At 52.8% G+C, this 24,576-nt stretch carries 21 protein-coding genes; 10 read left to right on the forward strand and 11 right to left on the reverse strand.

Annotated elements, in window-relative coordinates; genetic code table 11:
* Positions 1 to 11: 11 nt before the first annotated feature.
* The 3 genes from HW115_RS04320 (at position 12) to trhA (ending at position 4,199) form a co-directional block, all read left to right on the forward strand.
* Positions 12 to 1,724 (forward strand): PP2C family protein-serine/threonine phosphatase, encoded by a 1,713-nt coding sequence (locus HW115_RS04320; protein ID WP_178931325.1) that lies wholly within the window; start codon positions 12 to 14, stop codon positions 1,722 to 1,724.
* 184 nt (positions 1,725 to 1,908) lie between these two features.
* The gene (locus HW115_RS04325) at positions 1,909 to 3,426 is read left to right on the forward strand and encodes a pyruvate carboxylase subunit B (protein WP_178931326.1); all 1,518 of its coding nucleotides are present in this window, start codon (positions 1,909 to 1,911) and stop codon (positions 3,424 to 3,426) included.
* A 128-nt stretch (positions 3,427 to 3,554) separates the two neighbouring features.
* The gene (gene trhA, locus HW115_RS04330; protein ID WP_178931327.1) at positions 3,555 to 4,199 is read left to right on the forward strand and encodes a PAQR family membrane homeostasis protein TrhA; all 645 of its coding nucleotides are present in this window, start codon (positions 3,555 to 3,557) and stop codon (positions 4,197 to 4,199) included.
* A 65-nt stretch (positions 4,200 to 4,264) separates the two neighbouring features.
* Here trhA and HW115_RS04335 read toward each other — a convergent pair whose 3' ends face one another.
* Genes HW115_RS04335 through HW115_RS04345 form a run of 3 tightly spaced genes read right to left on the reverse strand, consistent with a single transcriptional unit; the run spans position 4,265 to position 6,279 of the window.
* Complete coding sequence (locus HW115_RS04335; RefSeq protein WP_178931328.1) at positions 4,265 to 4,492, reverse strand: hypothetical protein; 228 nt, start codon at positions 4,490 to 4,492, stop codon at positions 4,265 to 4,267.
* A 45-nt stretch (positions 4,493 to 4,537) separates the two neighbouring features.
* The gene (mazG, locus tag HW115_RS04340; RefSeq protein WP_178931329.1) at positions 4,538 to 5,335 is read right to left on the reverse strand and encodes a nucleoside triphosphate pyrophosphohydrolase; all 798 of its coding nucleotides are present in this window, start codon (positions 5,333 to 5,335) and stop codon (positions 4,538 to 4,540) included.
* A gap of 38 nt (positions 5,336 to 5,373) precedes the next feature.
* On the reverse strand, positions 5,374 to 6,279 hold the full coding sequence (locus HW115_RS04345; RefSeq protein ID WP_178931330.1) for a rhomboid family intramembrane serine protease: 906 nt from the start codon (positions 6,277 to 6,279) through the stop codon (positions 5,374 to 5,376).
* A 132-nt stretch (positions 6,280 to 6,411) separates the two neighbouring features.
* On the opposite strand from HW115_RS04345, the gene HW115_RS04350 reads away from it, so the two are divergent.
* From HW115_RS04350 to HW115_RS04365, 4 genes are all read left to right on the forward strand, one after another.
* Positions 6,412 to 6,627 carry a hypothetical protein gene (locus HW115_RS04350; protein WP_178931331.1) on the forward strand — a complete coding sequence of 72 codons (216 nt, stop codon included), beginning with the start codon at positions 6,412 to 6,414 and terminating at the stop codon, positions 6,625 to 6,627.
* Between the two features lie 137 nt (positions 6,628 to 6,764).
* Entirely contained in the window at positions 6,765 to 8,117 is a 1,353-nt protein-coding gene (locus HW115_RS04355) for an LptF/LptG family permease (RefSeq protein WP_178931332.1), read from the forward strand.
* A 180-nt stretch (positions 8,118 to 8,297) separates the two neighbouring features.
* A complete protein-coding gene (rpsU, locus tag HW115_RS04360) occupies positions 8,298 to 8,528 on the forward strand; it encodes a 30S ribosomal protein S21 (protein ID WP_178931333.1) in 231 nt (76 codons plus the stop codon).
* Between the two features lie 134 nt (positions 8,529 to 8,662).
* On the forward strand, positions 8,663 to 9,238 hold the full coding sequence (locus tag HW115_RS04365; protein ID WP_227021257.1) for a hypothetical protein: 576 nt from the start codon (positions 8,663 to 8,665) through the stop codon (positions 9,236 to 9,238).
* 104 nt (positions 9,239 to 9,342) lie between these two features.
* On the opposite strand, the gene HW115_RS04370 is transcribed toward HW115_RS04365, so the two are convergent.
* The 5 genes from HW115_RS04370 to HW115_RS04390 all read right to left on the reverse strand — a co-directional run bounded on the left by HW115_RS04370 (position 9,343) and on the right by HW115_RS04390 (position 14,150).
* Positions 9,343 to 11,544, reverse strand: coding sequence for a sodium-translocating pyrophosphatase (locus HW115_RS04370; protein WP_178931457.1), 2,202 nt, complete (start codon positions 11,542 to 11,544; stop codon positions 9,343 to 9,345).
* 45 nt (positions 11,545 to 11,589) lie between these two features.
* A complete protein-coding gene (locus HW115_RS04375) occupies positions 11,590 to 12,366 on the reverse strand; it encodes a hypothetical protein (RefSeq protein WP_178931335.1) in 777 nt (258 codons plus the stop codon).
* Between the two features lie 292 nt (positions 12,367 to 12,658).
* Positions 12,659 to 13,399, reverse strand: a complete 741-nt coding sequence (locus HW115_RS04380) for a biotin--[acetyl-CoA-carboxylase] ligase (RefSeq protein ID WP_178931336.1) — start codon at positions 13,397 to 13,399, stop codon at positions 12,659 to 12,661.
* A 14-nt stretch (positions 13,400 to 13,413) separates the two neighbouring features.
* Positions 13,414 to 13,872 (reverse strand): SsrA-binding protein SmpB, encoded by a 459-nt coding sequence (gene smpB, locus HW115_RS04385; RefSeq protein WP_178931337.1) that lies wholly within the window; start codon positions 13,870 to 13,872, stop codon positions 13,414 to 13,416.
* A gap of 62 nt (positions 13,873 to 13,934) precedes the next feature.
* Positions 13,935 to 14,150, reverse strand: coding sequence for a DNA-directed RNA polymerase subunit omega (locus tag HW115_RS04390; RefSeq protein ID WP_178931338.1), 216 nt, complete (start codon positions 14,148 to 14,150; stop codon positions 13,935 to 13,937).
* 354 nt (positions 14,151 to 14,504) lie between these two features.
* Between HW115_RS04390 and HW115_RS04395 the strand changes: the two genes are divergently transcribed.
* From HW115_RS04395 to HW115_RS04405, 3 genes are read left to right on the forward strand one after another with little or no spacing between them, the layout of a single operon-like run.
* Positions 14,505 to 16,172: a Ppx/GppA phosphatase family protein gene (locus tag HW115_RS04395; protein ID WP_178931339.1), complete on the forward strand. Its 1,668-nt coding sequence runs from the start codon at positions 14,505 to 14,507 to the stop codon at positions 16,170 to 16,172.
* Positions 16,173 to 16,191: 19 nt separating this feature from the next.
* The gene (gene ppk1 / locus HW115_RS04400; RefSeq protein WP_178931340.1) at positions 16,192 to 18,297 is read left to right on the forward strand and encodes a polyphosphate kinase 1; all 2,106 of its coding nucleotides are present in this window, start codon (positions 16,192 to 16,194) and stop codon (positions 18,295 to 18,297) included.
* A 38-nt stretch (positions 18,298 to 18,335) separates the two neighbouring features.
* A complete protein-coding gene (locus HW115_RS04405) occupies positions 18,336 to 19,430 on the forward strand; it encodes an acyltransferase family protein (RefSeq protein WP_178931341.1) in 1,095 nt (364 codons plus the stop codon).
* Positions 19,431 to 19,439: 9 nt separating this feature from the next.
* Here HW115_RS04405 and mtnP read toward each other — a convergent pair whose 3' ends face one another.
* The 3 genes from mtnP to HW115_RS04420 all read right to left on the reverse strand — a co-directional run bounded on the left by mtnP (position 19,440) and on the right by HW115_RS04420 (position 24,432).
* On the reverse strand, positions 19,440 to 20,303 hold the full coding sequence (mtnP, locus tag HW115_RS04410; protein ID WP_178931342.1) for an S-methyl-5'-thioadenosine phosphorylase: 864 nt from the start codon (positions 20,301 to 20,303) through the stop codon (positions 19,440 to 19,442).
* A 60-nt stretch (positions 20,304 to 20,363) separates the two neighbouring features.
* The gene (locus HW115_RS04415) at positions 20,364 to 21,254 is read right to left on the reverse strand and encodes an AraC family transcriptional regulator (protein ID WP_178931343.1); all 891 of its coding nucleotides are present in this window, start codon (positions 21,252 to 21,254) and stop codon (positions 20,364 to 20,366) included.
* Positions 21,255 to 21,390: 136 nt separating this feature from the next.
* A complete protein-coding gene (locus HW115_RS04420) occupies positions 21,391 to 24,432 on the reverse strand; it encodes an SUMF1/EgtB/PvdO family nonheme iron enzyme (RefSeq protein WP_227021259.1) in 3,042 nt (1,013 codons plus the stop codon).
* Positions 24,433 to 24,576: the final 144 nt, after the last annotated feature.

Consider the following 24,576-nt stretch of genomic DNA (forward strand, 5'->3'; position numbering starts at 1 on the left):
GAGTCTGACTGTTGAATACAACTCCTCCATCAACATCAGCCGACCACAAGCAGAACACCAGCGAAAGCTCCCACAAAAGCGCTCCCAAAAGCTCCCACAAACTTGAGCTCAAGCTGGGCGTTGGCTTTGCGGTCATGGCGATTCTCATCTCCGCCTTGCTCACGGCCGGACTGTATAAACTTTCGGTCGGATGGCTACGCGACAGTCTGGACCAACGCATCCGTGACACCGTGGCTATTGGTAGCACCTGCTTCAGCGGTGAGGATTTCAACCAATTCACGGAGCCAGAGCAAGAGGGATCCTCCGAGTTCCTCCAACTCCAAAAACATCTGCGCCAAATCCGCGATGCGGCAAACGGCTACCGCTTTGTCTACGCCGTTCGCAAAGCACCAGACGGCAGCATCATCTTTATCGTCGATGCCGAAGAAGATCCGGCCGAGGTCAGCCATCTCGGAGAAATATACGGCGATGCCGGCCCGAGCCTGAAGACCCACATCGATACCATGCAGGAGCCCATGGTCGAACAAGATTTCTACACGGACAAATGGGGAACCTGGCTCACCGGCTACGCACCGATCAAAGGCAAAGATGGAAAAACCTGTGCCATCCTTTGTATGGACGTCGCTGCCAGCACCATCAAAGAACAAGAACGTGCCTTTCTTTGGGCTGCCATCACTGCTTTTGCCATCACCCTGCCCCTGTCACTTCTGGTCGGAGTTCAACTCGGCCGCACCTTGGCCAAGCCAATTAAAGCGCTTACCCAAGGGGCCGAACGCATTGCCGGGGGAGATCTCGATTACACCGTGAAGGCCGACAGCCATGATGAAATCGGAGAACTTGCCGATGCCTTCAACACCATGACGGGCAAACTAAGCCATACCCTTGATGACCTTCAAAAAAGTGAAAGCGAACTCATCGAACACCGCGACCACTTGGAAGAACTGGTCCACAAGCGTACCGCCAGCCTCGAGGAAGCCAACCAGAGAATGCGCAAGGACCTGATGTCCGCAGCCGAGGTCCAACAAGCATTCCTCCCCCAACACCCGCCCCAAATGCCAGGTGTCGACTTTGCGTGGAATTTCACCCCATGCAATGAACTGGCTGGAGATATGCTCGACATCTGTAAAATCGACAAACACCGCGTCGGCCTCTGGGTCGCCGATGTGTGTGGTCACGGCGTCGCATCCACACTGGTATCGGTCAGCCTCAGCCGGCTACTCAGCAATCTGCAGGACAATGGCGAAACGGAAGCCCCCTTCTCCCTTCCCGATGGGGCCGCATTCCTCAATGAACATTTCTCATGGAACTCCGAGTCCATGCGCTACTTCACCCTACTCTACGGCATCCTCGACACCCGCACCCACGAATTCCGCTACGTCTCAGCGGGACACCCTGGCCCAATCCGGGTGACAAAGGACGGTAAGGCCGACAACCTTCCCATGTCTCCTCCCGCCATTGGCATCCTCCCCAACCCGGAATTCATCGAACATCAGGTCACCCTGGAACCAGGAGACCGCATCTACCTCTACACCGATGGCATCACGGAAGCCAGCAACAGTGAACAGGAAGAATTCGGAGAACTGCGACTCACCGAAAAACTCGGCAAGCTGCGCTCCAACACACTCACCGGAAGCATCGATGCCCTGCTCAAGGAGCTGTCAATCTGGCAAGACGACGAACAGCCGGCAGACGACCTGTCAATCGTCGCGCTGGAATTGAAATAATCGGTACAAACTTGTGGCCGAGGATCACCCCCACCCTCTGCCACGAAGCAAAGGATCATGTCACAAGGTCTGGCTTTTTGAGGAATCTGGCACAATTTGATTGTCAGCCCCCCTGCTACTTAGATTAGTCTTATAGCGTCATCTTTTTATTGGATGTATATTCATCACCTATTTCAGACAAACCATGGAAACGAAACCAGTTATCTTCAACAACACCGTTCTTAGAGACGGCCATCAATCCCTCGCAGCGACTCGAATGAAAACCGAGCAAATGCTCGATGCCTGCCCGATTCTTGACAGCATGGGCTACGGATCACTCGAAACCTGGGGCGGTGCCACCATTGATGCCGGCCTCCGTTTTCTTAACGAGTTTCCCTTCGACCGCCTCGATGCCCTCAAAGCAGCCTGCCCAAAAACCCCACACATGATGTTGCTGCGCGGCCAAAACATCGTGCAATATGCCCACTTTCCCAACGACGTGGTTGAAGCCTTCATCCACAGTTCAGCCAAACACGGCATGGACATCTTCCGGATTTTTGACGCCCTCAATGATCCTCGCAACATGGAGTGCGCCATCAAAGCGGCCAAAGCCGCCGGCAAACAAGCCCACGGGGTGATTTGCTACACCACCAGTCCCGTGCACAACGTCGAAAGCTTTGTCCAGCTCGGCATCAAACTCGAATCCATGGGCGCCGATGCCATTGTCGTCAAAGACATGGCGGGCTTGATCCCACCACAGTCAGCCAAGGAGATCGTCTCCGGGCTCAAAGAAAACATTCAGATTCCCGTCTGGATTCACACCCATGAAACCGCCGGCCTCGGAGCCGCCACGTATCTGGCAGCCATTGACGCCGGAGTCGATGCCATCGATGTCTCCATCGCACCTTTTGCCAACGGCACAGGACAACCCGACGCCTTGCGTATGCTCGCACTGCTCGATGGCCACCCACGCAAACCTGAAATCAGTCCAGAATATCTGGAACAACTCGAACAACTGCGCCAGCACTTCACCGAGGTTTACGGAGAACTCTCAGACTACACCAACCACCGCAACGAGGTGGTCGACAGCGACACTCTGCGATACCAAGTACCAGGTGGCATGCTCAGCAACTTCCGCAACCAGCTCAAAGAGCAAAAGATGGAAGATAAATTCGAAGACGTCTTCGCCGAAATCCCGGTCGTGCGAGAAGCTCTCGGCTGGATTCCGCTGGTCACCCCAACATCCCAGATTGTCGGTGTGCAAGCCATGCTCAACGTCAAGTTCGGACGCTGGAAGAACTTCTCACCTCAAGCGATGGACATCGCACTCGGTTACTACGGCAGCACCCCTGCCCCGGTCGACCCCGAAGTTCAAAAGCTCGCAGCCAAACAAGCGGGAAAAGACCCGATCACCTGTCGCCCGGCCGATCTCAAGGAGCCAGGGATGGACAAATTACGGGAGGAACTCGAGGCCAAGGGATATCCAAGCGACGATGAACACTGCGTTATCCACGCCATGTTCCCAATGCAATTGGACGACTATTACAACAGCAAAAAGAAAGCGGAAGAAAAAGCCGAGGCTCCAGCCAAGGCAACCCCGGCTGCAGAAACGGCTGCTGTAACGACTCCGACTTCTCCAGCTGGCCATCCGGACGCCAAGGTTCGCAATATGTCACTGACCATCAACGGAACCGCCCACCACGTTCTGGTCGAAGAACTTTAATCATTGCCTGAGGATTGACAACCTCTGCGCAAGCATACGGATCACCACTCCGAACCCGGAATTTTGCCCACGGCGAATTCCGGGTTCTTGCTTTTCTAGCGATCCATGCTTTATTCCTCCCGCACCATATGAGCAAAGAACGATCCCATCTCTGTGACTCACCGGCCGAGGAAATCGCCAGTGTCGTCACCCACACCATCGCCGCCCTGCTCAGTATCGCCGGCTTGGTGGCCATGATCATCGCATCCGAAGGAGAAGCTCTGAATATCGTCAGTGCCAGCATCTTTGGAGCCTGCCTGATCCTACTCTATTCTGCATCCTCACTCTACCATGCCTTCAGCAGTCCGAAGGTTAAATCATTTTTTCAAGTGCTGGACCATGCCTGCATCTACCTGTTGATTGCGGGTTCCTACACCCCTCTGACATTGGTCGCCATGCAAGGAGCCTGGGGCTGGTCCATCTTCGGCATTGTCTGGTTTTGTGCCATTGCAGGTGTCCTGTTGAAGACCTGCCTCAAGGGCAAAAAGGACTCCAAACTCTCGACCATTCTCTATCTGGTCATGGGCTGGATGATTGTCGTTGCCATCAAACCACTGATGGCATCCATCGATCCCGGAGGCCTCGCATGGATCGTCGCCGGTGGGGTCACCTACTCGCTAGGGGTCATCTTTTACGCTTGGGAAAAACTCATCTTCAACCATGCCATCTGGCACCTCTTTGTCCTGGGCGGCAGCGCCTGCCATGTGATTGCTTACGTGTTTTACGTCCTGTAACAACCAGGAGCAACAACGACCCCTTTGTGTCCCTCTGACGGCTGCGCCCTGCTCTCACGCCTTTGTCAGATGAGCCAAACAAACAAAGCGACCAGGGAGCCAAACATCATCGCCCAAAGCAATACGACCCCGAGCATCTTCCCCCAGCCCATTTCCGGTAAGGGGCTGTCCGCGAAAGGTTTATACCCCCGGCGATGCCGATGCTCAGCCTGCCGTTTCTCATGACTCGCGGATTTACGGACCACCGTTTTCAGCGTTCCGTCACGGCGCATCACCAGTTTTTTCTTTGGCATACCTGTTAGTATTTCACAGCTGTCAACCTCGAGATCGATCGGGCGTCATTTTGCGGCCTGCCATTGGGTCTCCATCTGTTCCAGCGTGGCCGAGGATAAATTCACTCCTTCGGCAACCAGAGCCTTATCCATGGCATCGAAGCGCTGCTCGAATTTGACATTCGTGGACTCAAGCAGCAACTCAGGGTCCAAGCGGTGCCTGCGTGCAAGGTTCACAACAGAAAACAACAAGTCGCCAATTTCCTCAGATAAAGCCTGCTTGTCTCCGGCCTCCAATTCGTCTTCAACCTCGGCCAACTCCTCTTTGATTTTATCGATCACACCCGCATCATCCGGCCAATCAAAGCCCACCTTGGCCGCTTTTTTTTGCAACTTGAATGCCCGTAACATCGCCGGCAGTCCCTTCCCGGTCTTATCCAGATAGGCTTGATCCTCTCCTCCTTTTTCCAAGCGCTTGATCGCTTCCCATTGGCTGAGAACGCCATCCGTGTCCTCAACCTGCGCCTCTCCATAAACATGTGGATGACGCCGCACCAGCTTATCACTGACCCCTCGAGCCACATCATCAAAACTATACCTTCCCGCCTCTTCAGCCAACTCACTGTGAAAAACCACCTGCAACAACAAATCGCCAAGCTCTTCCTTGAGGTGCTCCCAGTCACCGCGCTGGATCGTATCCACGGTCTCATACGCCTCTTCAATCAAATTGGTCAATAAGCTTTCATGCGTTTGCTCCGCATCCCATGGGCAGCCTCCCGGAGCACGAAGCCGGTGCATAATGGCTCTCAGCCTTTGCATCTGAACCCCGTCTTCGGGGCAATCAATCATTTCCTGGTCTGTCATCTCTGTTGCTTCCGCTTGTTCCTTGCTTTGCCTTATCATCACTCACCCGCAGCACGACGAAGGGTTTCGCGCTCCTTCTCCGTCAAACTCTGCAAGCCTTCCCGATTCACTTTGTCGAGAATGCGGTCCACCTCCGAATCGTCGAGGTTAATCTTCACCCGGGGGCGGATCTTTTTTCGACGAACCTCCTGGGCATCCACCACCCGACCTTGCCTTCGCCCCCCTGTTGCAGGGCGTCCAAAACGGTCGATCCATGACAAGCAGGCGGGATAACGCATCAATAAATACCCCAGAACAGCCCCCCCCAGATGGCCGGCTTCACCGCCAGCATTGTGCCCATTGGTCAGCGTCATAAACATGGCAATAGCCAGAGCCACCATCGCCAAGGTCTTCATCTTCATCGCAATGGGAGGAAAAAGCAACCGCACCTGTAAATTCGGAGCAATCACCGCAACGCCCACCAAACAAGCATAAATCCCGGCTGAAGCCCCAACCAGCGGGATAAACTCCGCAGGCATCTCAAAGCCATTCCCAAGGTCGATCGGACTCTTGCCAAATAAACCCATCTGATACAGCACGCTATACAACAGCGCGCCCGCACAACCCGACAGCAAATAAAACACGATAAATTTGCGACTTCCCCACCAACGCTCGACAAATGAGCCAAACATATACAACGCAAACATATTGAATGCCAGATGCCCTAAATGCCCATGCAAAAACTGAAAACTCAAAAAACGCCAGACTTGGCCCTCCCAGAAAACCGTTGCCACACTAAAATGACCGTAAACGGTGAGCCACTTGCCAAAAAACAAGATATCGAGAAAAAAAATCGCAATGTTGCTGATCAGTAACCACTTGATCACAGGCGCCCCGTCCAAACGGGATGGCTGGCGTGGCATATTCGGCGGAGCTTGATGATAGTAGCGGTCGGCAATTCCCATAGGATATCCATGCCATAACACGCCTCCCTACCCGCCGCAAGGCAGGGCGAACACTTTTTCTCCCGAAACTCCAAAAAAAAGACAAGATCGCACCTTGCCCTGACCTAAATCATCCGTTATTGTTCTAGGATCATGGAACCGAAACCTCATATGCGCAAAGTCGAAGTCAGCCTCAGTGACGCCGAAGACTTGACTCTGGACAGCTTGAAACGAATGAACCCCGGCTGGGTTCGTAAAAACGGCGATTGTCCGGAATGTGTCACACTACAACACGAAATGGCAGACACCACCCGGCCGGAATCGGCTGCAGCAGCCTTGCAAGAGTCCGATCAGACAGATTCACCGTAATCGAATTCTAACGCCCCCCGCATCCCGCCCATGCCCGTCATCCACTCCGGATGTAAGCAGGAGAATCCTCTTTCCAGAGCTCGATGACCTAACTCGTGACTCGACACTGTCCCGGCTCCGAGGCAATATCCCCGCGCATGACTGATCTTCCGGCGATCAAACGATTTTTCTGGCCCGCTCTCCTGACCGCTCTGGGTCTGGCGGCATGCCTCTGGATTGTGCCAAGAGAAACCGTCGCCGTTGAAGAGCACATTCTGGGCTTTCCCGACACAGACATCCAGGCACACAACATCCGCCCCTGGCTGCTCGCCTTTCTCTGCATGCTCCCTGCCATCGGAGCATGGATGTATAGCTTTTCTGGAACACTGGACCGCTATATGTCCCGCCAGTTCCTGGGTTCCTTCCTCCTCTGCATGGGAACCCTGCTCGGAGTCTTTGTTTTGATGGACCTACAGAACAATATGTCGGACTTCAAAGAAGCCGAAGATACCATGGGGCTGATTCTCACCTACTACGGGATCAATGTTCCGGCCATTTTTGTTTTTCTCCTCCCCTATGTACTCTTACTGGCGCTGCTTTATTGCCTGGGAAAAATGTCCAGGCATCAGGAGATCGTTGCCATGATCCAAACCGGACGCGGCGTCTTCCGCATCGTGGTTCCCCTGCTCATCACCGGAGCCTTCACCTCCCTCATCTGCCTGATTTTCAACTACCACTGGGGACCTTGGGCCGAAGGCCACAAGGACATCATGATCGACATGGCCAAGGATGGACAAGCGGATCGCGCACGGGCCGTGCTCTACCGCGACGGAGACTCCAGACGAATCTGGTTTGTTGGAGCCTTCCCCTACCGCTTTGAAAAATCCGGAACCGTGCGCAATGTCATGGTCAAAGAGTTTGGGGCCGATGGCCATCCAAGCACCCAACTCAAAGCTGACCAAGCCACCTGGTCCAGAGAAGACAAACAATGGACATTCAGCGGTGTAAACTTACTCGACTTAGAGGCCTCACCCGTGCCACGTAAAATTCCAGTCAAAGGAACACTCGTCCGAGATTGGCAGGAAACTCCATGGCAACTCGTCAAACCAGGCCTCGATCAAAGTCACCTCGGCATCCCGGAACTCAATAGCTGGCTCAAAGCCCATGAAGGGGTCGACTGGGCCAACCGTCTGCCCTACCTCACTCAGTGGCACTATCGCTTTGCCCAGCCGGTGATCTGCCTGATCACCATCCTACTAGCCGCGCCACTCGGCATTGTCTTCAGCCGGCGCGGCATCGGAGGCGGGGTCTCCATCGCCCTGTTTCTCTGTGCGGGTATGCTCTTTGCGTCTTCCTTTTTCCTGACCTTCGGAGAAGCGGGCCACCTTCCACCGGCACTCGCTGCCTGGGGAACCAACATCCTGTTTTCTCTGATTGCCCTTTACCTCTTCCACCGACGCCTGACAGGTCGACCGATTTACCAGAGCCTCATCAAGCTGCTCGGCTCTTAAGCCCCAAAAATAAAGGTATTTTTCCATCTTTCGTGCTTGACCAAGCTCTGATTGCCCCCTAGTTTCCGCGTCCCGTCGCCGAGCATTCCTTGCTCAGGACTGAAAAATCAACCGCTTTCCCCGGCAGAGGCCAAGGAGAGCTCACAGCCAACCCATCAATCATTTACACCCATAATTCTCATGAGAGGTATCGAAATCCAAAAAGGTGAGCCCGTCGACCGCGCCCTCAAGCGTCTCAAAAACATGCTGGACAGCGAAGGCATTCTCGAAGAAATGCGTCGTCGTCGCTCATTCGAGACCGTTACTCAGCGCAAGCAACGCAAAGAGCGCACCGCAGCCAAACGCCACGCCGTTCGCTGGCGCTTCCAACGCAACAAGCCAGCGGCTGAAGAAACCTCCAGCGCTTCCTAAGCTGATTTTTTCACGCTGATCCCTTTTCAGAAGCACTCCTTTCCGGGAGTGCTTTTTTGCGTACCTGCGACAACAAATGCCGGACCAGGCTTTCGTATTGCCCTTGAAGAGTCATCAGGCTAGTATGGGGTTCTATGTTCAAACCCATCATCCTAGCCCACACAAGCCTCGCTATCGCCATGCTCAGCCTCAGTCAGTGTTCACCGCCTGAGGGCACGGCCTCCACCAACAGCAGCAGCCAAGTCAACCAGGCCTCCTACCAAAGAGGCGTTCAAAAAGGCAAACTCGACGGAGCCTCTGGTCTGTCTCGCACCCCGAACCGCCACGCCGCGGACTACTCGGAAGCCGACCGTGACGATTTCTTTCGTGGTTATGAAGACGGATACAAGCGTGGCATCCATAGTGGACCACGGATCATGCCTCCCACGAGCTCCCAGTACGGCCAGCCACTCAAAGCCGTCAAAAGCCAAGGGCAAGTCGCCATCGTCGAAGGCAAACGAACTATCGCCATCTGCCGCACCGCTCTACCCAACATCGAAACCACCCGCTTCATCAGCGAGCAGGAACAAATTGTCATCAAGTCAAGGGGTGCCCACGGCCCTGCCGAAGTTCAATTGTTCAACTCCCGCAATGGTGCCGTGCTTGGCCAAGTGAAAGCCTACGAGTTAAGCAACGGTGGTCCAACATGGGCCGCAGGCATGGCCGACTAAAAATCTGCCATCAGCAGCATGGCCGCCCGACAGACCATCGCCTAAACGGAAAAATCCCCGCCTGACGATAACGTCAAGCGGGGATGAAATGGATCACTTTTAAATTAGATCAGGCTCATGGCGACGGTCACACCGGCCATGGCGATAGCCACAATGCTCATCAGTTTAATCAGGATATTCAAGCTCGGACCGGAAGTATCCTTGAAAGGATCACCAACCGTGTCTCCGATCACCGAAGCCTTATGGGCCGGTGAGCTCTTACCACCGTGATTTCCCTCTTCAATGAACTTCTTGGCGTTGTCCCAGGCCCCTCCCGAGTTGGAAAGGAAGACAGCCAACACAAAGCCGGTGGCAAGGCCACCAACCAGCAGACCAATCACACCGCCTACACCGAAGATCAAACCAACGGCAATAGGAACAATGATCGCAATGATCGAAGGCACGATCATTTCTTTCTGAGCCCCCACGGTTGAAATGGAGACACAGCGGGCGTAATCAGGCTCAACCGTCCCTTTCAGGATACCATCGGACTCACGGAACTGACGGCGAACTTCCTCCACCATCAGTCCAGCAGCGCGGCCAACAGCCTGCACGGTCAGGCCGCAGAACAGGAAGGCCACCATCGACCCAATGAAGACACAAATAAGCACCACCGGGTTCAACAGGGTGACATTGTAGTAAGCCATAAAATCCATCAAGGTTGCATCCTTGGTCGTCACAGCTTCCATTCCATTGCTGAACTCAAGCATCTTGGTGCCTCCGTTGATCAGCTCGATACGAACCACTTCGATGTAGGAGGCAAGCAAGGCCAACGCTGTCAATGCAGCAGAACCAATGGCAAACCCTTTACCGGTAGCAGCGGTCGTGTTTCCAAGCGAATCCAAGGCATCGGTGCGCTCACGCACTTCCGGTCCAAGGTTGCTCATTTCAGCGTTACCGCCTGCGTTATCGGCAATCGGGCCATAAGCATCACTGGCAAGGGTGATACCCAGTGTGGATAGCATACCCACGGCAGCAATCGCGATACCATACAATCCCTTACTCAAGGTGCCAGCATCTGCCAGATTGGAGATGTCAAACCCAGCACCACAGAAAAATGCGGCAGCGGTTCCAATCGAGACAGCCAACACGGGAACGGCCGTCGAAATCATACCCACGGATACCCCGGAGATGATAATCGTAGCGGCTCCTCCCTTGGCCTGCTCAGCAATGGACATCGTCGGCTTGTAGGAACTCGATGTGTAATATTCCGTGGCCTTACCAATCACAATACCAGTAATCAATCCGGAGGCAACAGCACCCCAAACGCCCCAAATATTATCAATCCCCAAAACATGGAGAATACCTGCAGCGGCAACGAGAATCAGAACCGCACTACTGTCGATCCCCAGAGAGAGCGATTTCAGAAGTTGCTTCTGAGTGGCACCTTCTTTGGTGCGAACGAAATAAACGCCCACGATGGAAAGCAAAATACCGATACCGGCAATAATCATCGGAGCGACAACAGCCTTGATCTGCATGGCCTCATTCCCAACATAAGCGGCAGCACCGAGAGCGGCAGCAGCAAGAATCGATCCGCAGTAGGACTCAAACAAGTCAGCCCCCATACCGGCAACATCACCGACGTTATCACCGACGTTGTCGGCAATCGTGGCTGGGTTCCGCGGGTCATCCTCGGGAATCCCGGCTTCCACCTTACCCACAAGGTCGGCTCCGACATCGGCAGCCTTGGTGAAAATACCACCACCCACTCGAGCAAACAATGCCTGCAGGGAAGCGCCCATACCAAAGGTCAAAACCGTGGTCGTAACAATCACCAGATCTGCATCCGGTTGCAATTTACGCACCAGGAAAAACCAGAAGGAAATATTGAGCAGACCAAGGCCAACAACGACCAAGCCCATCACCGCACCACTGCGGAATGCCACTTTTAATGCACCGCCCAATGACTCACGCGCTGCAGCTGCCGTCCGGGTAGACGCCAATGTTGCCGTCCGCATTCCAAAGTAACCTGCAAGAGCCGAGAAAAACCCTCCACAAATAAAGGTCACAGGAAGCCATTGGTTCAACATGCCCAGGCCATAAGCCAGCACAGCAAACAAAATCGCCACCACACCAAACACCACCAGCATCACCCGGTACTGCTGCCCGAGGTAGGCCATCGCCCCCTCGCGAACGTGTTGACCAATCTTACGCATCAAGTCCGTGCCTTCATCGCACTTCACCATCTGCTTGAAATAATACGCCGCAAACGCAAGCGCAATCAGCGAGGCAACCGGAGCGACCCAAAATAGTTGTTCATTCATCATAATTTCTTAATAATAATTGTTAGTCTTTAAAATGTATGGGGATTAAAGATGGGTTGTCTGGGCGGAGCGCCACCAATCGTAGTGCTCACTGTTCAGAGACTCTTGAGAAGGCATGGGGTAATAGCTCATCTCATTCTGATCTCCGACAAAGAAACCATTGCGAATGGTTCGGAAGAAAAAGTCCCTCTGAATCCGTCTGAAGATGATCTTGTTCTGCTTCTCATCCTGGCCCGCAAGTTCCATCAAACCTGAACGCAAATGGTCGATGTGATTGTATGGAAGCTCTCCAATTCTGCCGTGTTCCGGATCCGTTGCAAAGTCACGTAGGATCAACTCGGAAAAGACAACACGAGGCAACTGCACTGCCGCGTCCGGAGAAGTTACCTTCTTACAGAAATCAACGGCATTGAGTGTGCTGGCCACCGTGGGGTGCACGGGCCCAAACTCCTGATACAAATGCAACTGGCGATCTGCTTCAGGCTCATAAGTCTGCTTCTCCAAGGTCAACACCCGACCATCATCCGTCGCCAGATGAAGATTTCCGAGAGCACTAACCGGAACATGCTCAAGCACCCGGTAAATAGATAGATACAAGGAGTTTTTCGGACGTCCGTCAGCGTGCGGAACACATTGTTCCTCAATCAATTGCATCGGGAAATGGTCCGACTTAAAACTGGGGTCGACTTCAAAGAAGATCGCTTGCCCCCTATAGTGTGAAGTGGATCCAACCGCTAGGTAGGCTCCGAACTCCTCCGGCGATAACATCGATGCTACCAAACTCTCTGGCACCAGCGGTAAGTAAAGGTTTCTCTCATTCATAACTCTATAATTCTATTGTCTGGTTTATCATAATTCATGTCTAATTTTCGGTTCACCCCAACACCGAACTTCTCCCCCAGCTGATCTTAACCTGAAATCAGAAAACAGTGCTGCCCACAGCCAACCCAATACTACGCATATCCTACCATACGCAAATTAACCCCATTAAACGCAATCCAACCCACTGAGGATTAAGCCCTAAAGAAAAACAAGACTAACAGATTCTAACATAAATACAGAGCACCCAACCCCTCCAAACCCAACCTAACCGAAACCTAAAACCCGAAACCCTCTAGACCACCCGAATCAACTCAGCTTGCTGGTAAGAACGCTCAACACCAGCGACACGAACCATCAAATCACCTTCGTTCCCAATCCCGGTCACATGCCCATGAATCTTTTCGCCATTCGAAACAAAAGAAACGTCCTTTCCAGTCAACCAACAATAAGACCGCATTCTGACCACCTGGCTGGCAAACTGATCTGCACAGCCTTTCGACTCTTGAAGCACCGCATCGAGAACTGACACCAGCACCTCCTCGCGCGAGACCTCCACTCCCACTTGCTCATGCAGTGACGTGGAATCGCCCCCTTCCGGAGAAGAACTCACATTCAACCCGATCCCTACCACCGCAAAGCCATCCTGCGATTCAACCAATATCCCCGCACATTTTCGACCTTGAATGTAAACATCATTTGGCCACTTGATTGAGGCTTCAATCCCCCATGCAGATCTCAGGGAGTCAACCATACCCAGACCTGCAGCAAGCGCCAAACGGCTCCAGTAACGCCTTGAATAGTCCGGGCGTAAAATCAGCGAAAACAGCAAACCCTCTCCTGGGGCCGACGCCCAAACCGCACCACGCCGCCCACGACCGGAGTGCTGAAGGTCAGCGAGAACCACAGTCCCATGATCAGCTCCTTGTACAGCTAGATCTCGAGCGGTATCATTCGTCGACTCCAACTGCTCATAGTGATGAACCAAACGGCTCCATCTGGGGGCAAGTCGATGCAATTCGCCGAGATCAAACATAGTGGGACGTGCGACTAACGCCGGTTAAACCGAGCCATTTCCCTCTGAGCTTCCCTCATCTCGGTTTTCTTTTTCAGGTCCTGCCTCTGGTCGGCATGGCTCTTACCTTTACCCACTCCGATCTGAACCTTCACCCGGCCACCTTTGAAGTACATTTTCAAGCATGGCAAGGTGCAACCTTTTTGGGAGGTAACCTCCCCCAGCTTCAAAATCTCATTTTTATGCAGCAGTAAGCGTCTCGGGCGGGTAACCCCGTGCTGAAACCACTCACCCGCCGTCTGCCACGGCTGGATATGGCATCCATATAAAAACACCTGCCCGTTCTCAATCCGGGCGTAAGCATCGGCAATATTCGCTTTTCCTTCGCGAATTGATTTAACCTCGGTCCCCTTGAGTTCGATACCGCACTCGTAGGTTTCCAGAATATGATAATCACGACGAGCCTTCCGATTGGTGGCAATATCCGCGCTCATCTTAAAATCCGTCGTTTTTCAGCCGGCCTTGGAATTCTCAGCCTCCAGCCGGGAATACTCAATTATTCGCTGTCCGCATCATCGTTCGAAGCGGCAAGAACCACTTTCCCCTCGATGATTTCGGTCAAAGCGATATCAGCAGCACCCATACTGGGCACGGTATCGATCAGTGGTGCCCGCCCTTGATTGAGCTGAGCCACACGTCGTGAGACCATGTTGATAAGAATCTGGGGATCTTCAATGATCTCGGAAGCTTGGACAATAAGACTGTTTTTCATAGGTTTTGCTGAGAACCGGGGAGCCTGATCAGACTGATCAAACGGAATAATGTTTGATTCTTCCATATCAGGTTACCGTTGAATGTGGTGGTCGATGTGATGGTCGGAAAGGAAAGTGCCTTGAGAAGACACATCGCGGGACGCAGTGGAAAGCATTTTTCAACCAAAAAATCAAGCGTAATATATGCAAAAATCACAATTCGTGTAATTTTCAGCCTCTTCAATCACCCCTCCGGCATCTCTGCCGAATGCTTGATTGTCACGATTTTAAGCAAGACATTTCTCCAACAACTATGCTAGATTGATTCATCTTCGGCCCACTGGGCGAAAATCGACTCCAGAGATCCTTCAAGGGTGGCTGATGCATCCACAGATACGCTCAGGGCCAAGCTTACCCTACCGGCCATCCCAGCCAGCAACGCCAACGCTTTAATTCTTTCCCCAGCCTCCACCATCGACCGACCCTCATCCCAGTCCACCCACATGACGCAAAACCCACCTCCAACGCTCCAAGCCGCGATTCACATCGGAGCATGCTCAGTTTCCCTCCTCGTCGTCGAAAAACACCCGAATGTCGAAGAAGGTCCTGGAGATTTTCTCGAACAATCCATCCCTCTGGGGCGCGACATCTTCCGCCGCGGTGCCATCAGGCGCAATACCATCGAGCGCTGCGTAAAAATTCTCAACGGCTACCGGGAGACCCTGAAAGAACTCGGAGCCACCGAAGACACACCCATCCGAGCCGTCGCCACCAACATCCTATCCGAGGCAAAAAACAGCGACACCTTCCTGAACCGCATCCGGATCGGTTGCGACTTGAATGTGGAAACCATCGACGAAGGGGAAATGACGCGGCTCATTTACCTCAAAACCAGGCGACGACTGCGCGACACCCCGTCGATGAAAAAACGCACCGCACTGGTCGTGCACGTCGGCCCCGGAAACACCCGGGCGCTACTCTTCAAAAACGGACGCATCTCCGACTACAGCAATTACCGTCTCGGAGTGTACCGGACAGGTGAACCCTTGGCGGGAAATGGAGACAGCGACATCAGCCAGAACAAACTCATCCGTGAGCACATCCGTAGCCAAATCAGTCAAATCCACCACGACTACATCGATGCCGGAGTCGAAGAACTCGTCATCATTGGCTACGAAATCCAGCATTTGGCTCATGAACTCGCGAAACCGGGAAAAACAAAAAGCAACTACCGGGCTCTCGCAGATCTCTCTCATGAGATCAGTCATATGACCGAAGAAAATCGTGTCAAAAATTACCAGCTCGACTACCACACCGCTCACTCAGTCATTACCGCTTTGGAGATGAATCTCGCGATCGCAGAAACCTTGCAAGTGGAAACCCTGCGCGTCCCGGGAAGCGACTACGAACGAGGCCTGCTCCTCGATCTCCCAACATCCCAATCCCTTTCAGACGGCTTTCAAAAAGAAGTGCTTCGCTCTGCAGAAAGCCTGGCCCGGAAATTCAGAGTCCACCGGTCCCACTCAGCTCAGGTAACCCGCCTCAGCGAAACCCTTTACGACCAGACAAGGGAGCTTCACCAACTCGGCGAACACGATGCCCTGCTACTGAAATGCGCAGCCATCATCCACGAGTGTGGCAACCACATCAGCACCCGCGCCCACCACAAACATTCCCATTACATCATCCGGCACAGCGAAATCTTCGGCTTGGCCCAAAAAGATATCACCCTCGTCGCCCTGATTGCCCGCTATCACCGGAAATCCGAACCCCGCCTCAGCCATCAGGAATACCGATCGCTCAATGCTCAAGACCGCATGCGGGTGTCCAAACTCGCAGCCATCCTGCGAATTGCTGACGCACTCGACCGCAGCCACTCATCACGCATCGGAGATATTCGGATCCGCATCGACAAACAGAAATTGCACATTGACCTGCTCGGCATCACCGATGCCTCGGCAGAACGACAAGCCATGCGCTCCAAAGCCTCCCTCTTCCAAGACATCTACGGCCTGACCGTATCGCTCCACGAATCCCGCTAGCCCGCCCCCGACTTCCACCATGTCCTACATCAACCGCGAACTATCCTGGCTCGAGTTCAACCAACGTGTTCTCGATGAAGCCCTGCTCCCCGACTTGCCACTCCTCGAGCGCCTCAAATTTCTGGCGATCACCGCATCCAACATGGATGAATTTTTTCAGGTCCGGGTGGGTGGTCTTCACCTCATGCGCACCTCGGGTGCTCGCAAACGCGGGATCACAGGCATGACCCCGAACCAGCAGCTCAAAGCCATCCGCGAACGAGCCCAAACCATGATCGAGGATCAGTATCAGCTCTTCAATAAGCAGTTGCTTCCCGCCATGGCAGAAGAAGGGCTGCTTCTCAGTCACAGTCGGGCCATCACCCCGGAACAACACAAAACGCTGGCGAGCCGCTTTGAAGAGGCCATTGCACCATTGCTTACCCCGCTGGCATACACCCCGGAGACGCCTCCCCCATTCCTGCCGGCCCTCAGAATCATTGTCGCTTTCGAACTGGAAACCCCGGACCAGGAAGCCCCCCGGATTGTCTTTATCCCGGTTCCGGAAAGCCTGCCTCGTTTCTACCACATCCCGGCATCCCAGACCAATTCCCAGGCTTCGGAAGAACACCTCATTCTTGTAGAAGAGATCATCGCCCTTTTTGCTGGAGAGCTTTTCCCGGATGAAAAAATCATCAGTTCGATGCCATTCAGGATTACCCGCAATGGAGACATTGCCGTTCAAGAGGAGGACGCCATCGACCTCGCCGGGGAAATGGAAGAGGTCCTCGCCGCGCGGATCACCAGCAACACCGTGCGCCTTGAACTCCCCCACCGCACTCCCGCTCGACTTCAATCAGCGGTCCGGAAAATTCTCCAAGCCGGAACATCCGAGTGCTATCGTATTCCAGGCCCTCTTGCCCTGACCGACTTTATGTCCGTTGCCTTTGCCTCCGGATTCGATCACCTCCGGGATGAGCCTTGGGAACCCCAACCATCAGCCCAAATTGATCCGGGAGCCTCCATCTTCGATGTGCTTGCCGAACGTGACATCCTGCTCAACCACCCGTACGAAAGTTTCGAACCGGTCCTGCGATTCCTCGAAGAGGCTGCCGCCGACCCCTCAACCATCGCTATCAAACAAGTCCTCTACCGGACGGCATCGCAGTCACGCATCATTGACGCGCTTATCAAAGCCGCCGAAAATGGCAAACAAGTGACCGTCCTGATCGAACTCAAAGCCCGCTTCGATGAAGCGCGGAACCTAATGCGGGCAGATGAACTCCAGCGTGCCGGCGTGCAAATTGTGTATGGGGTCAAAGGCCTGAAAACCCACGCAAAAATCGCCCTGGTCATCCGCAATGAAGATGGACAACTCAAACGCTACGTCCACCTGGGCTCCGGTAATTACAACGAGTCCACGGCCAAACTCTACACCGACATTTCCTACATGACGTCCAAGCCGGCCTACGGTGCTGACGCCTCACTGATCTTCAATGCCGTGACCGGACGATCAAAGCTCACCCGCTTTGCCAAACTGGTTCCAGCCCCGACCCACATGAAGCCAAGGCTACTGGATCTGATTGCCGCAGAAGCCAAGCGGGCAAAACAAGGAGAGCCCGCGAGCATCACAGCAAAAGTCAACTCCCTACAGGACAAGGAAATCATCGACGCCCTCTATCAGGCATCCAGAGACGGGGTCAAAATCCGGCTAAATATCCGAGGGCTCTGCTGTTTAAGAACCGGCAAACGCAAGGAGTCAAAAAACATCAGGGTGGTATCCGTCATTGACCGCTACCTCGAACATGCCCGCATCTTTTCCTTCCACCACGGAGGCCAGCCACTCGTCTATATTGCCTCGGCCGATTGGATGACCCGCAACCTTGACAAGCGAGTCGAGTTGATGATCCCGATCGAAGATAAAACCAGTCGCAAGCGACTACTCGGCATTCTCGAGGCCGCGTTCAAGGACAATTGCAACGCTCACGAAATACTCCAAGACGGCACATCCAAGAGAATCGAACGGACAAAAGGCAAAAAGCGCTTCCGTCTTCAGGAATACTTGCAGCAGCAGGCAAAAACGGCAGCGAGAGCCAGCGCCCATGAACGAAGCACCACCTTCGAGCCTCACACCCCACCAAGCTAAGGCGGCTCCTAGCGTTCTTTTTCAATCACTCCAAGCTTATGCACAGCTATCAATGGTCCCCGATCTCCAAAAAGGAAGGGACCTTGATTCGAGCTCTGGCTATTCTGGCCATTGTCTTCCACAACTACCTCCACTTGGTGGAATCCCTTCCCGGAGAAAATGAATTCAATTACCGAGCTGAAAAAGCACAGGCCTTGATCCATGGCCTCCGGGATACTCCATGGGATTGCTTCAGGATCCTGGCATCCTACTTCGGCCACTACGGTGTCCAGATCTTCTTTTTCCTCAGCGGCTACGGCCTGAGTATCCAATACCGGCTAAAACCGTCCTCCTGGTGGGCATTCCAAAAACGTCGCTGGGCAGGGATCTACCCCGCAATCCTCGTCGCGGCACTCGGCTACCTCATCTACGATAGCCTGCGACTCGACCCCTCCACCGTCATCCAAACTGAAGGCCTCAACCTGATCCGGCAAATCATCGGAGTCTCCAATTTCATCCCTGACAACATCTATCACCCGATCGGGCCATGGTGGTTCATCGGCGTCATCCTCCAGTTCTATCTACTGGTACCCCTCATCCTCAAATGGACAAGCCGGCACGGAAACCGAACCCTTTACATCATCATCGGTCTCTCCATGCTCAGCGAATATTTGCTTGGTCCAGTGCTGGCGAAACAATTTGATTTTAATATCAACCACAGCATTCTTGGCCACCTCGATGTCTGCGCTCTCGGCATCTTATTTGCCCGCAAAGAACGTTTCGAACTTCACCCAGCCATCCTCACGGCCGCCGGCATCCTCTTCATCCTCGGAAACACCCATGCCACACTTTGGATTAGCACGGGTGTCAGCATCACCCTGATCCTGATCCCTCTGCTTCGAACCACCGCTGCCAACATCGCAACCATCCCATGGCTGGATGTTTCGATGACTCAAATTGGCCAACTTTCACTCTACATCTTCCTCTGCAACGGCTACCTCAGGCGACCCTTGATTGGATGGGCACAGCAACAACAAGATTGGTGGACCTCTCTCTGGACCAGCCTGCTTTTCCTCGGCCTGGTCCTGTGCTGGTCGCTGTTGCTGAGATTTCTGGTCAACCAATGCCAACAGCGGCTTGGGATCAAGCGATAAGCCCCCCCTTTAGGTGTATTTCCCAAGGATGGGTTTCAGATTTTCCATCGTCTCATCCGGCCAATATGATCGATCCGTCATAACCGCACCATTCAAGGCATCGTGCTCCGGCCAGGTCGGGGTCCCCGGAATCTCAGCAACCGCAACCCTCAGGATTCCACGTGCCATCTCGGAATTTGCCTTGAGATGACTGACGACGGAAACAGCACTGACATCATCCTCCTCTTCATGCCAGCAGTCATAATCCGTCACCATACACAAGGTGGCCAATGCGATTTCGGCCTCACGCGCCAACTTGGCTTCAGGCAGGTTGGTCATACCAATCACATCAAAACCTAACTGACGATTCGCCTCACTTTCCGCACGCGTGGAAAATGCCGGCCCGTCCATGTTCACATAGGTTCCTCCGTCATGCACACGCGCCCCACGTTTGACAGCAGCATCCAACAAAACGGCTCGCAAATCACTACTAACAGGATCACCAAAACCAATATGGGCCACAATCCCATTACCAAAAAAAGTATGGTGTTCCCGACGACTGGTTCGATCAAAGTATTGATCGGGTAAAACGATATCACGGGGCGCATATTCCTGCTTCAGGCTTCCCACGGCGGTGACACATATTAACCAACGCACCCCCACGCTACGCAAGGCCCAGATATTCGCCCGATGATTAATCTCATGAGGCATGATCCGGTGACCGCGACCATGACGGGGTAAAAACCAAACCTTGCGACCTTCAATCTCCCCTCCGACCAAGGCGTCGGATGGATATCCGAAGGGAGTCTCCACCACTCGCTCTTCAAATTTTTCGAAGCCGTCCATTGCATACAATCCACTACCGCCAATGATTCCTATCGCATGTTCGCTCATGGCCGAAGTTTAATCCACCATGCCCCCCCTTGCCAACTTCCAACTTCCAACGTTGCCCGCTTACACCAGCAAATCTGCCTCTCTGGTCAACAAGCGGAGGGCACGGGGGGTCATGGACCAGCGTTCCTTGAACAGACGGTTGAAATGAGAAATGTTGGAAAACCCGGAAGCATAGGCAATTTGAGTAATCGGATCATCGGTATTGATCAACATGTTCCGCGCCGTAACTAATCGAATCGAATGTACAAATTGAGTGTAATTCTGCCCCACAGCCCGTTGAAAATGGCGGGAGAAGGTAGCCCTGCTCATCCCCACATAACTCAGAACCCTCTGAATAGTCATCTCCTCCTGTGTCGCATTTTCGACAATATATTGAACGGCCTTTTTCATCATGGCACTGTGGCTCTTACTGATCGCCTGTGGTTCCGACGAGGAAATTGATTCAGCGGGAGCATCACAGAGGGTTTTCATGATTTGAAAAAAACGAACCAACCTCTCAAGGTCATCGCACTGCACACAATGTTGAAGTAACAAAAAAACCTCATCCCTGCACTCACGGGAAAACACAAGCCCCCGGTTTGCCTCCTGCAGGAGATCTCGAAAATAAATGCTTTCATGTAGATTGGCCAGGGGCGAGACCGCATCAAAAGGAAACTGAATACAAAAACCCGATGAACGTTTCACGGTCCAGTGGTGGGGAAGGTTCGATCCCAACAAAACCAACTGAGGAGCTTCAAAAGCACAAATATCATCCCCGATATAGCGGAACCCCTCCCCCTCGGTAAAAAAGGTCAGCTCGACTTCAGGATGGTAATGCCAAACGTTCCCCATCCCGGAAACCGATATCGAATCCCCCTGCCCAACGTGTTGAACAACATTCTCCAAGCTATCTTTCCATGAAAAAAAACGAAAAGACTGTGACAAATTGGATGGAATGATCTCCTTTTCCATGTCTGGATATTAACCGAATCCCGATGAATTTCTACCCTTTATCGGGCATACTCAGACAGATTCACCATGATCGACGCCTGGCTACCGTGCTTCCCTAGTAATTTTTACTTAGCACGATCAAGAACACTTACTGAACCTATTCCTCAATGATCACACGAAACCCAACATTGTAGACTTTTTGCCATGCGGGAAATTCCAAAGCATAGCCCGCGGCTGCACGATGGGGTCGATCCCTCCAGGAACCTCCGAGTACCTGCTTTTTCCCATCAGCACCACGAGTTGACACCCACTCCGCGACATTGCCGTGCATGTCGAAAAGCCCCCATAGATTCGCTTGGTAAGTGCCTACTTTAGCCAGATGAAGAACGCCATCATCCACATCCGTCCGTTTAGGGATAAAGTCCATACGAGGCGACGGATTCCTCACCGGCTTGGGGTCGATTCCATATACCGCCATTTTCTTCAACTGCACATCCGCCAAGTTCGCGTGATTGCCAAAGTCACTCGTGGTGTCGCCATAGTTCATGGGGCTGTCTGATCCAGCACGACATGCCCACTCCCACTGTGCGGCATCGGGAAGCCGAATGGTTTTTCCTGATTGTTGTTCCAGCCATGCGCAAAACTTCTGGGCATCATGCCAACTCGCACGAATCACCGGGAAAGCCGGATCATTCATATAGTATCCACGGTCACATTGATCTTTCCAATGCATATCATAGACACCGTTCAAATGCTTAGGATTGAAACGTTGATACTGAGCAAAAGTCACCTCGGTCTCCGACATCCAGAAAGCTTTGTCGATGGCCACCTTCTTCCCTGTCGCATTGATATACTCACCACGGGGCACGTAAACAAACTTCATCTTCTGACCATTGCCAAGATCCAACTCAACTGGTGGTTTGTCATCTTGCATCGCCCGGGCCTTTTCTGCTGCAAGAGGCCAAGCATCTAAGGTTTCCACCTCAACTTCGTGGGTCTCTGGAACATCCGGGGCCTCAAACGCCTTTCGTTTCAAGTAAGGGGAGTGAACGACTTCCGGTTGAATATCCACATTGGCATACTCGCGCCTGGTTTCCTCCCGCCGGGCCAGATAGCCACTGGCATCATAGTTCTTGTTTTTCGGAGCTTCCGTCCATGTTCCGTGTTGAGGAACATTCATATCGATCCAAGTGATCAATTTCTCCCATGCCTTGTCATCCAGCTTCACATGATAGTGTCCTTGTTGAAGGATCTGAACCAACTCACTGGTATCGGCATGAAACTCGAGAGGTGTCAGCATGTGGTAGTCACCTTCCGGTCCGTTTCTTCGAACATACGGATGCAATTCATAATACGATTTTTGCATGTCTTGAAAATCTGGTCGACCATCTTTTTTTGCCAACTCCGTCGTGTGGCAACCGACACAGAACTGGTCCAACACCGGCTGAACCTCTCTCTTAAAACTAAAGCCCCTCGGCTTTTCACCTAACCATGGTTCAATCGCCAACGGTTGCATCGATGAAGCCATCGTGGGTTTCGGCTTCGGAGCCGTGTTCTGGGACTCGTGACAACCGATGCAGGAAACCACCTCACCCGGCATACCCACCGTCCAGGAACGCATCAATTGCATGGCCTTACCTTCTTTATCCAAAGGAAGAAATGCAATCGGAGTATTTGCCGGAGCCTTAAACATCACAGATCCGTCAGCGTGAACCGGCACAGTCCCAAGCACGGTCCTCACATCCCACGGCCCTTCAATACCAATTGCCTGGTGGCTCCCCTGGCGCCTTGGGGCATATTCATAGGTATAGACCTTGAGTCGCTTGACCGAACCTCTGGGAACTCCACGCAAACCCGGCCCTTCATAAATGTCCTGAATATAAAAAGTCGCCTCTTTCTGCTCGAGTCGAACAAGGTCAGGTTTCAGCGGAGGTTTGGGTGTTTTACGCAAAGGAATGGCTTCGACAATCGACTTACCGGGAACCACTTTGATCGGCACGATATTATCGTATACATCCACGAGATAGAGCCCGTAATGCTTTTTATCCAGACTCATGGAAACCAAGAAATGTTTCTCACTCAAAGGATAGGGATGTAGAAACAAAGGAAAGGAATCGTTCACCAAAAAATCCTTATACACGGGCTTCACGATTTTTCCTCGCCCCGGGATCCGTTGGATGACTCCGTCCGCTTCAAAACGGCCTTTGTTATTATCAAATAAAACCAACTCTCCCGCCCGGCGAATGCCGTGATGACCACAAACGATACTGATGAACTTATTTGAACTCCCCGGAATAGGGCGGGCAAAAAATAGAGAATTCGGCCAATAGGAATTACTTCCATAAAACTCCTTCTGATTCGTCCCATCCGGGTTCATATGCATCAGAATCCTGCTGAAATAATGCGCTGAATCCGTATATTCCCAACGCAAATACAGAACCTTTCCATTTGGCAGCACCGTGGGATGCCAGCTGTTGTCCTGATCAAAACAAAGCTGTCGTACTTGACTGGTTTCCAAATCCATCAAATGCAGCAGAGCTACATAATCGTCACCATTGTTACACGGCACCCCCTGAAAGCTAGATGTCGACGCAAAGATGATTCTTCCGTCTGGCAAGTAACACGGGTCCATGCAATCAATATCCGAAATGGCAGGCGTCAGCTGTCTCGGCTTGCTCATTTCCTTCCCTAAATCCAATTCCAGCACCGCCCAAGCATGATGTTCACCGATCGAAGAAAACATCAGTCGGTCGGCATCAAAATGCAGTTCAAGATCTCCAACAAACTGTCCGCCTTCAGGCTGATAGATGGTTTTTAACTCTCCGTCGTTCAGCGACAAGCTCGCGACCCTGTTCTGATGACCTTTTTTCGGTAAACTGGCATTGCTTTGATAATTCTCCGGAAGCCAACGGGTCGATCCCGACCGTTCCACGACGATCATTTGATCAAAATCAACCAGCGGGTTGTCCATCAAAGCTTCCTTCCTCAACCGAGCGAGCTCGACCTCACTGCTGACGGTCTCGAGTCGGCGAAGATAGGACGGCCCTTTGGGATATTGATCTCCATAGGTTTGAATCAAATCCTCGACGGCCAAACGCAAAGATTCCTTGCTTCCATAACTCAATGACTTGGGAGCGGCCTCAAGGGAGGACAGGCAGGCGAACCATAAAACAACACTCACTAATTTTTCAGAATACATCACTCAATTTGGTCTTCAATTTTCTACAAATGAGAGCCTTTTTCCCAATACGGGTTCGGTTCTCGGCTTATCGTCGGCAAGATGAAAAGGTTTCCTTGTCGCGGCATCCTCGTTTTCAACAAGGAAGCATGGCCGCGTCATCGC

Origin of the sequence: Oceaniferula marina (assembly GCF_013391475.1) — a bacterium.
GTDB classification, from domain to species: domain Bacteria; phylum Verrucomicrobiota; class Verrucomicrobiia; order Verrucomicrobiales; family Akkermansiaceae; genus Oceaniferula; species Oceaniferula marina.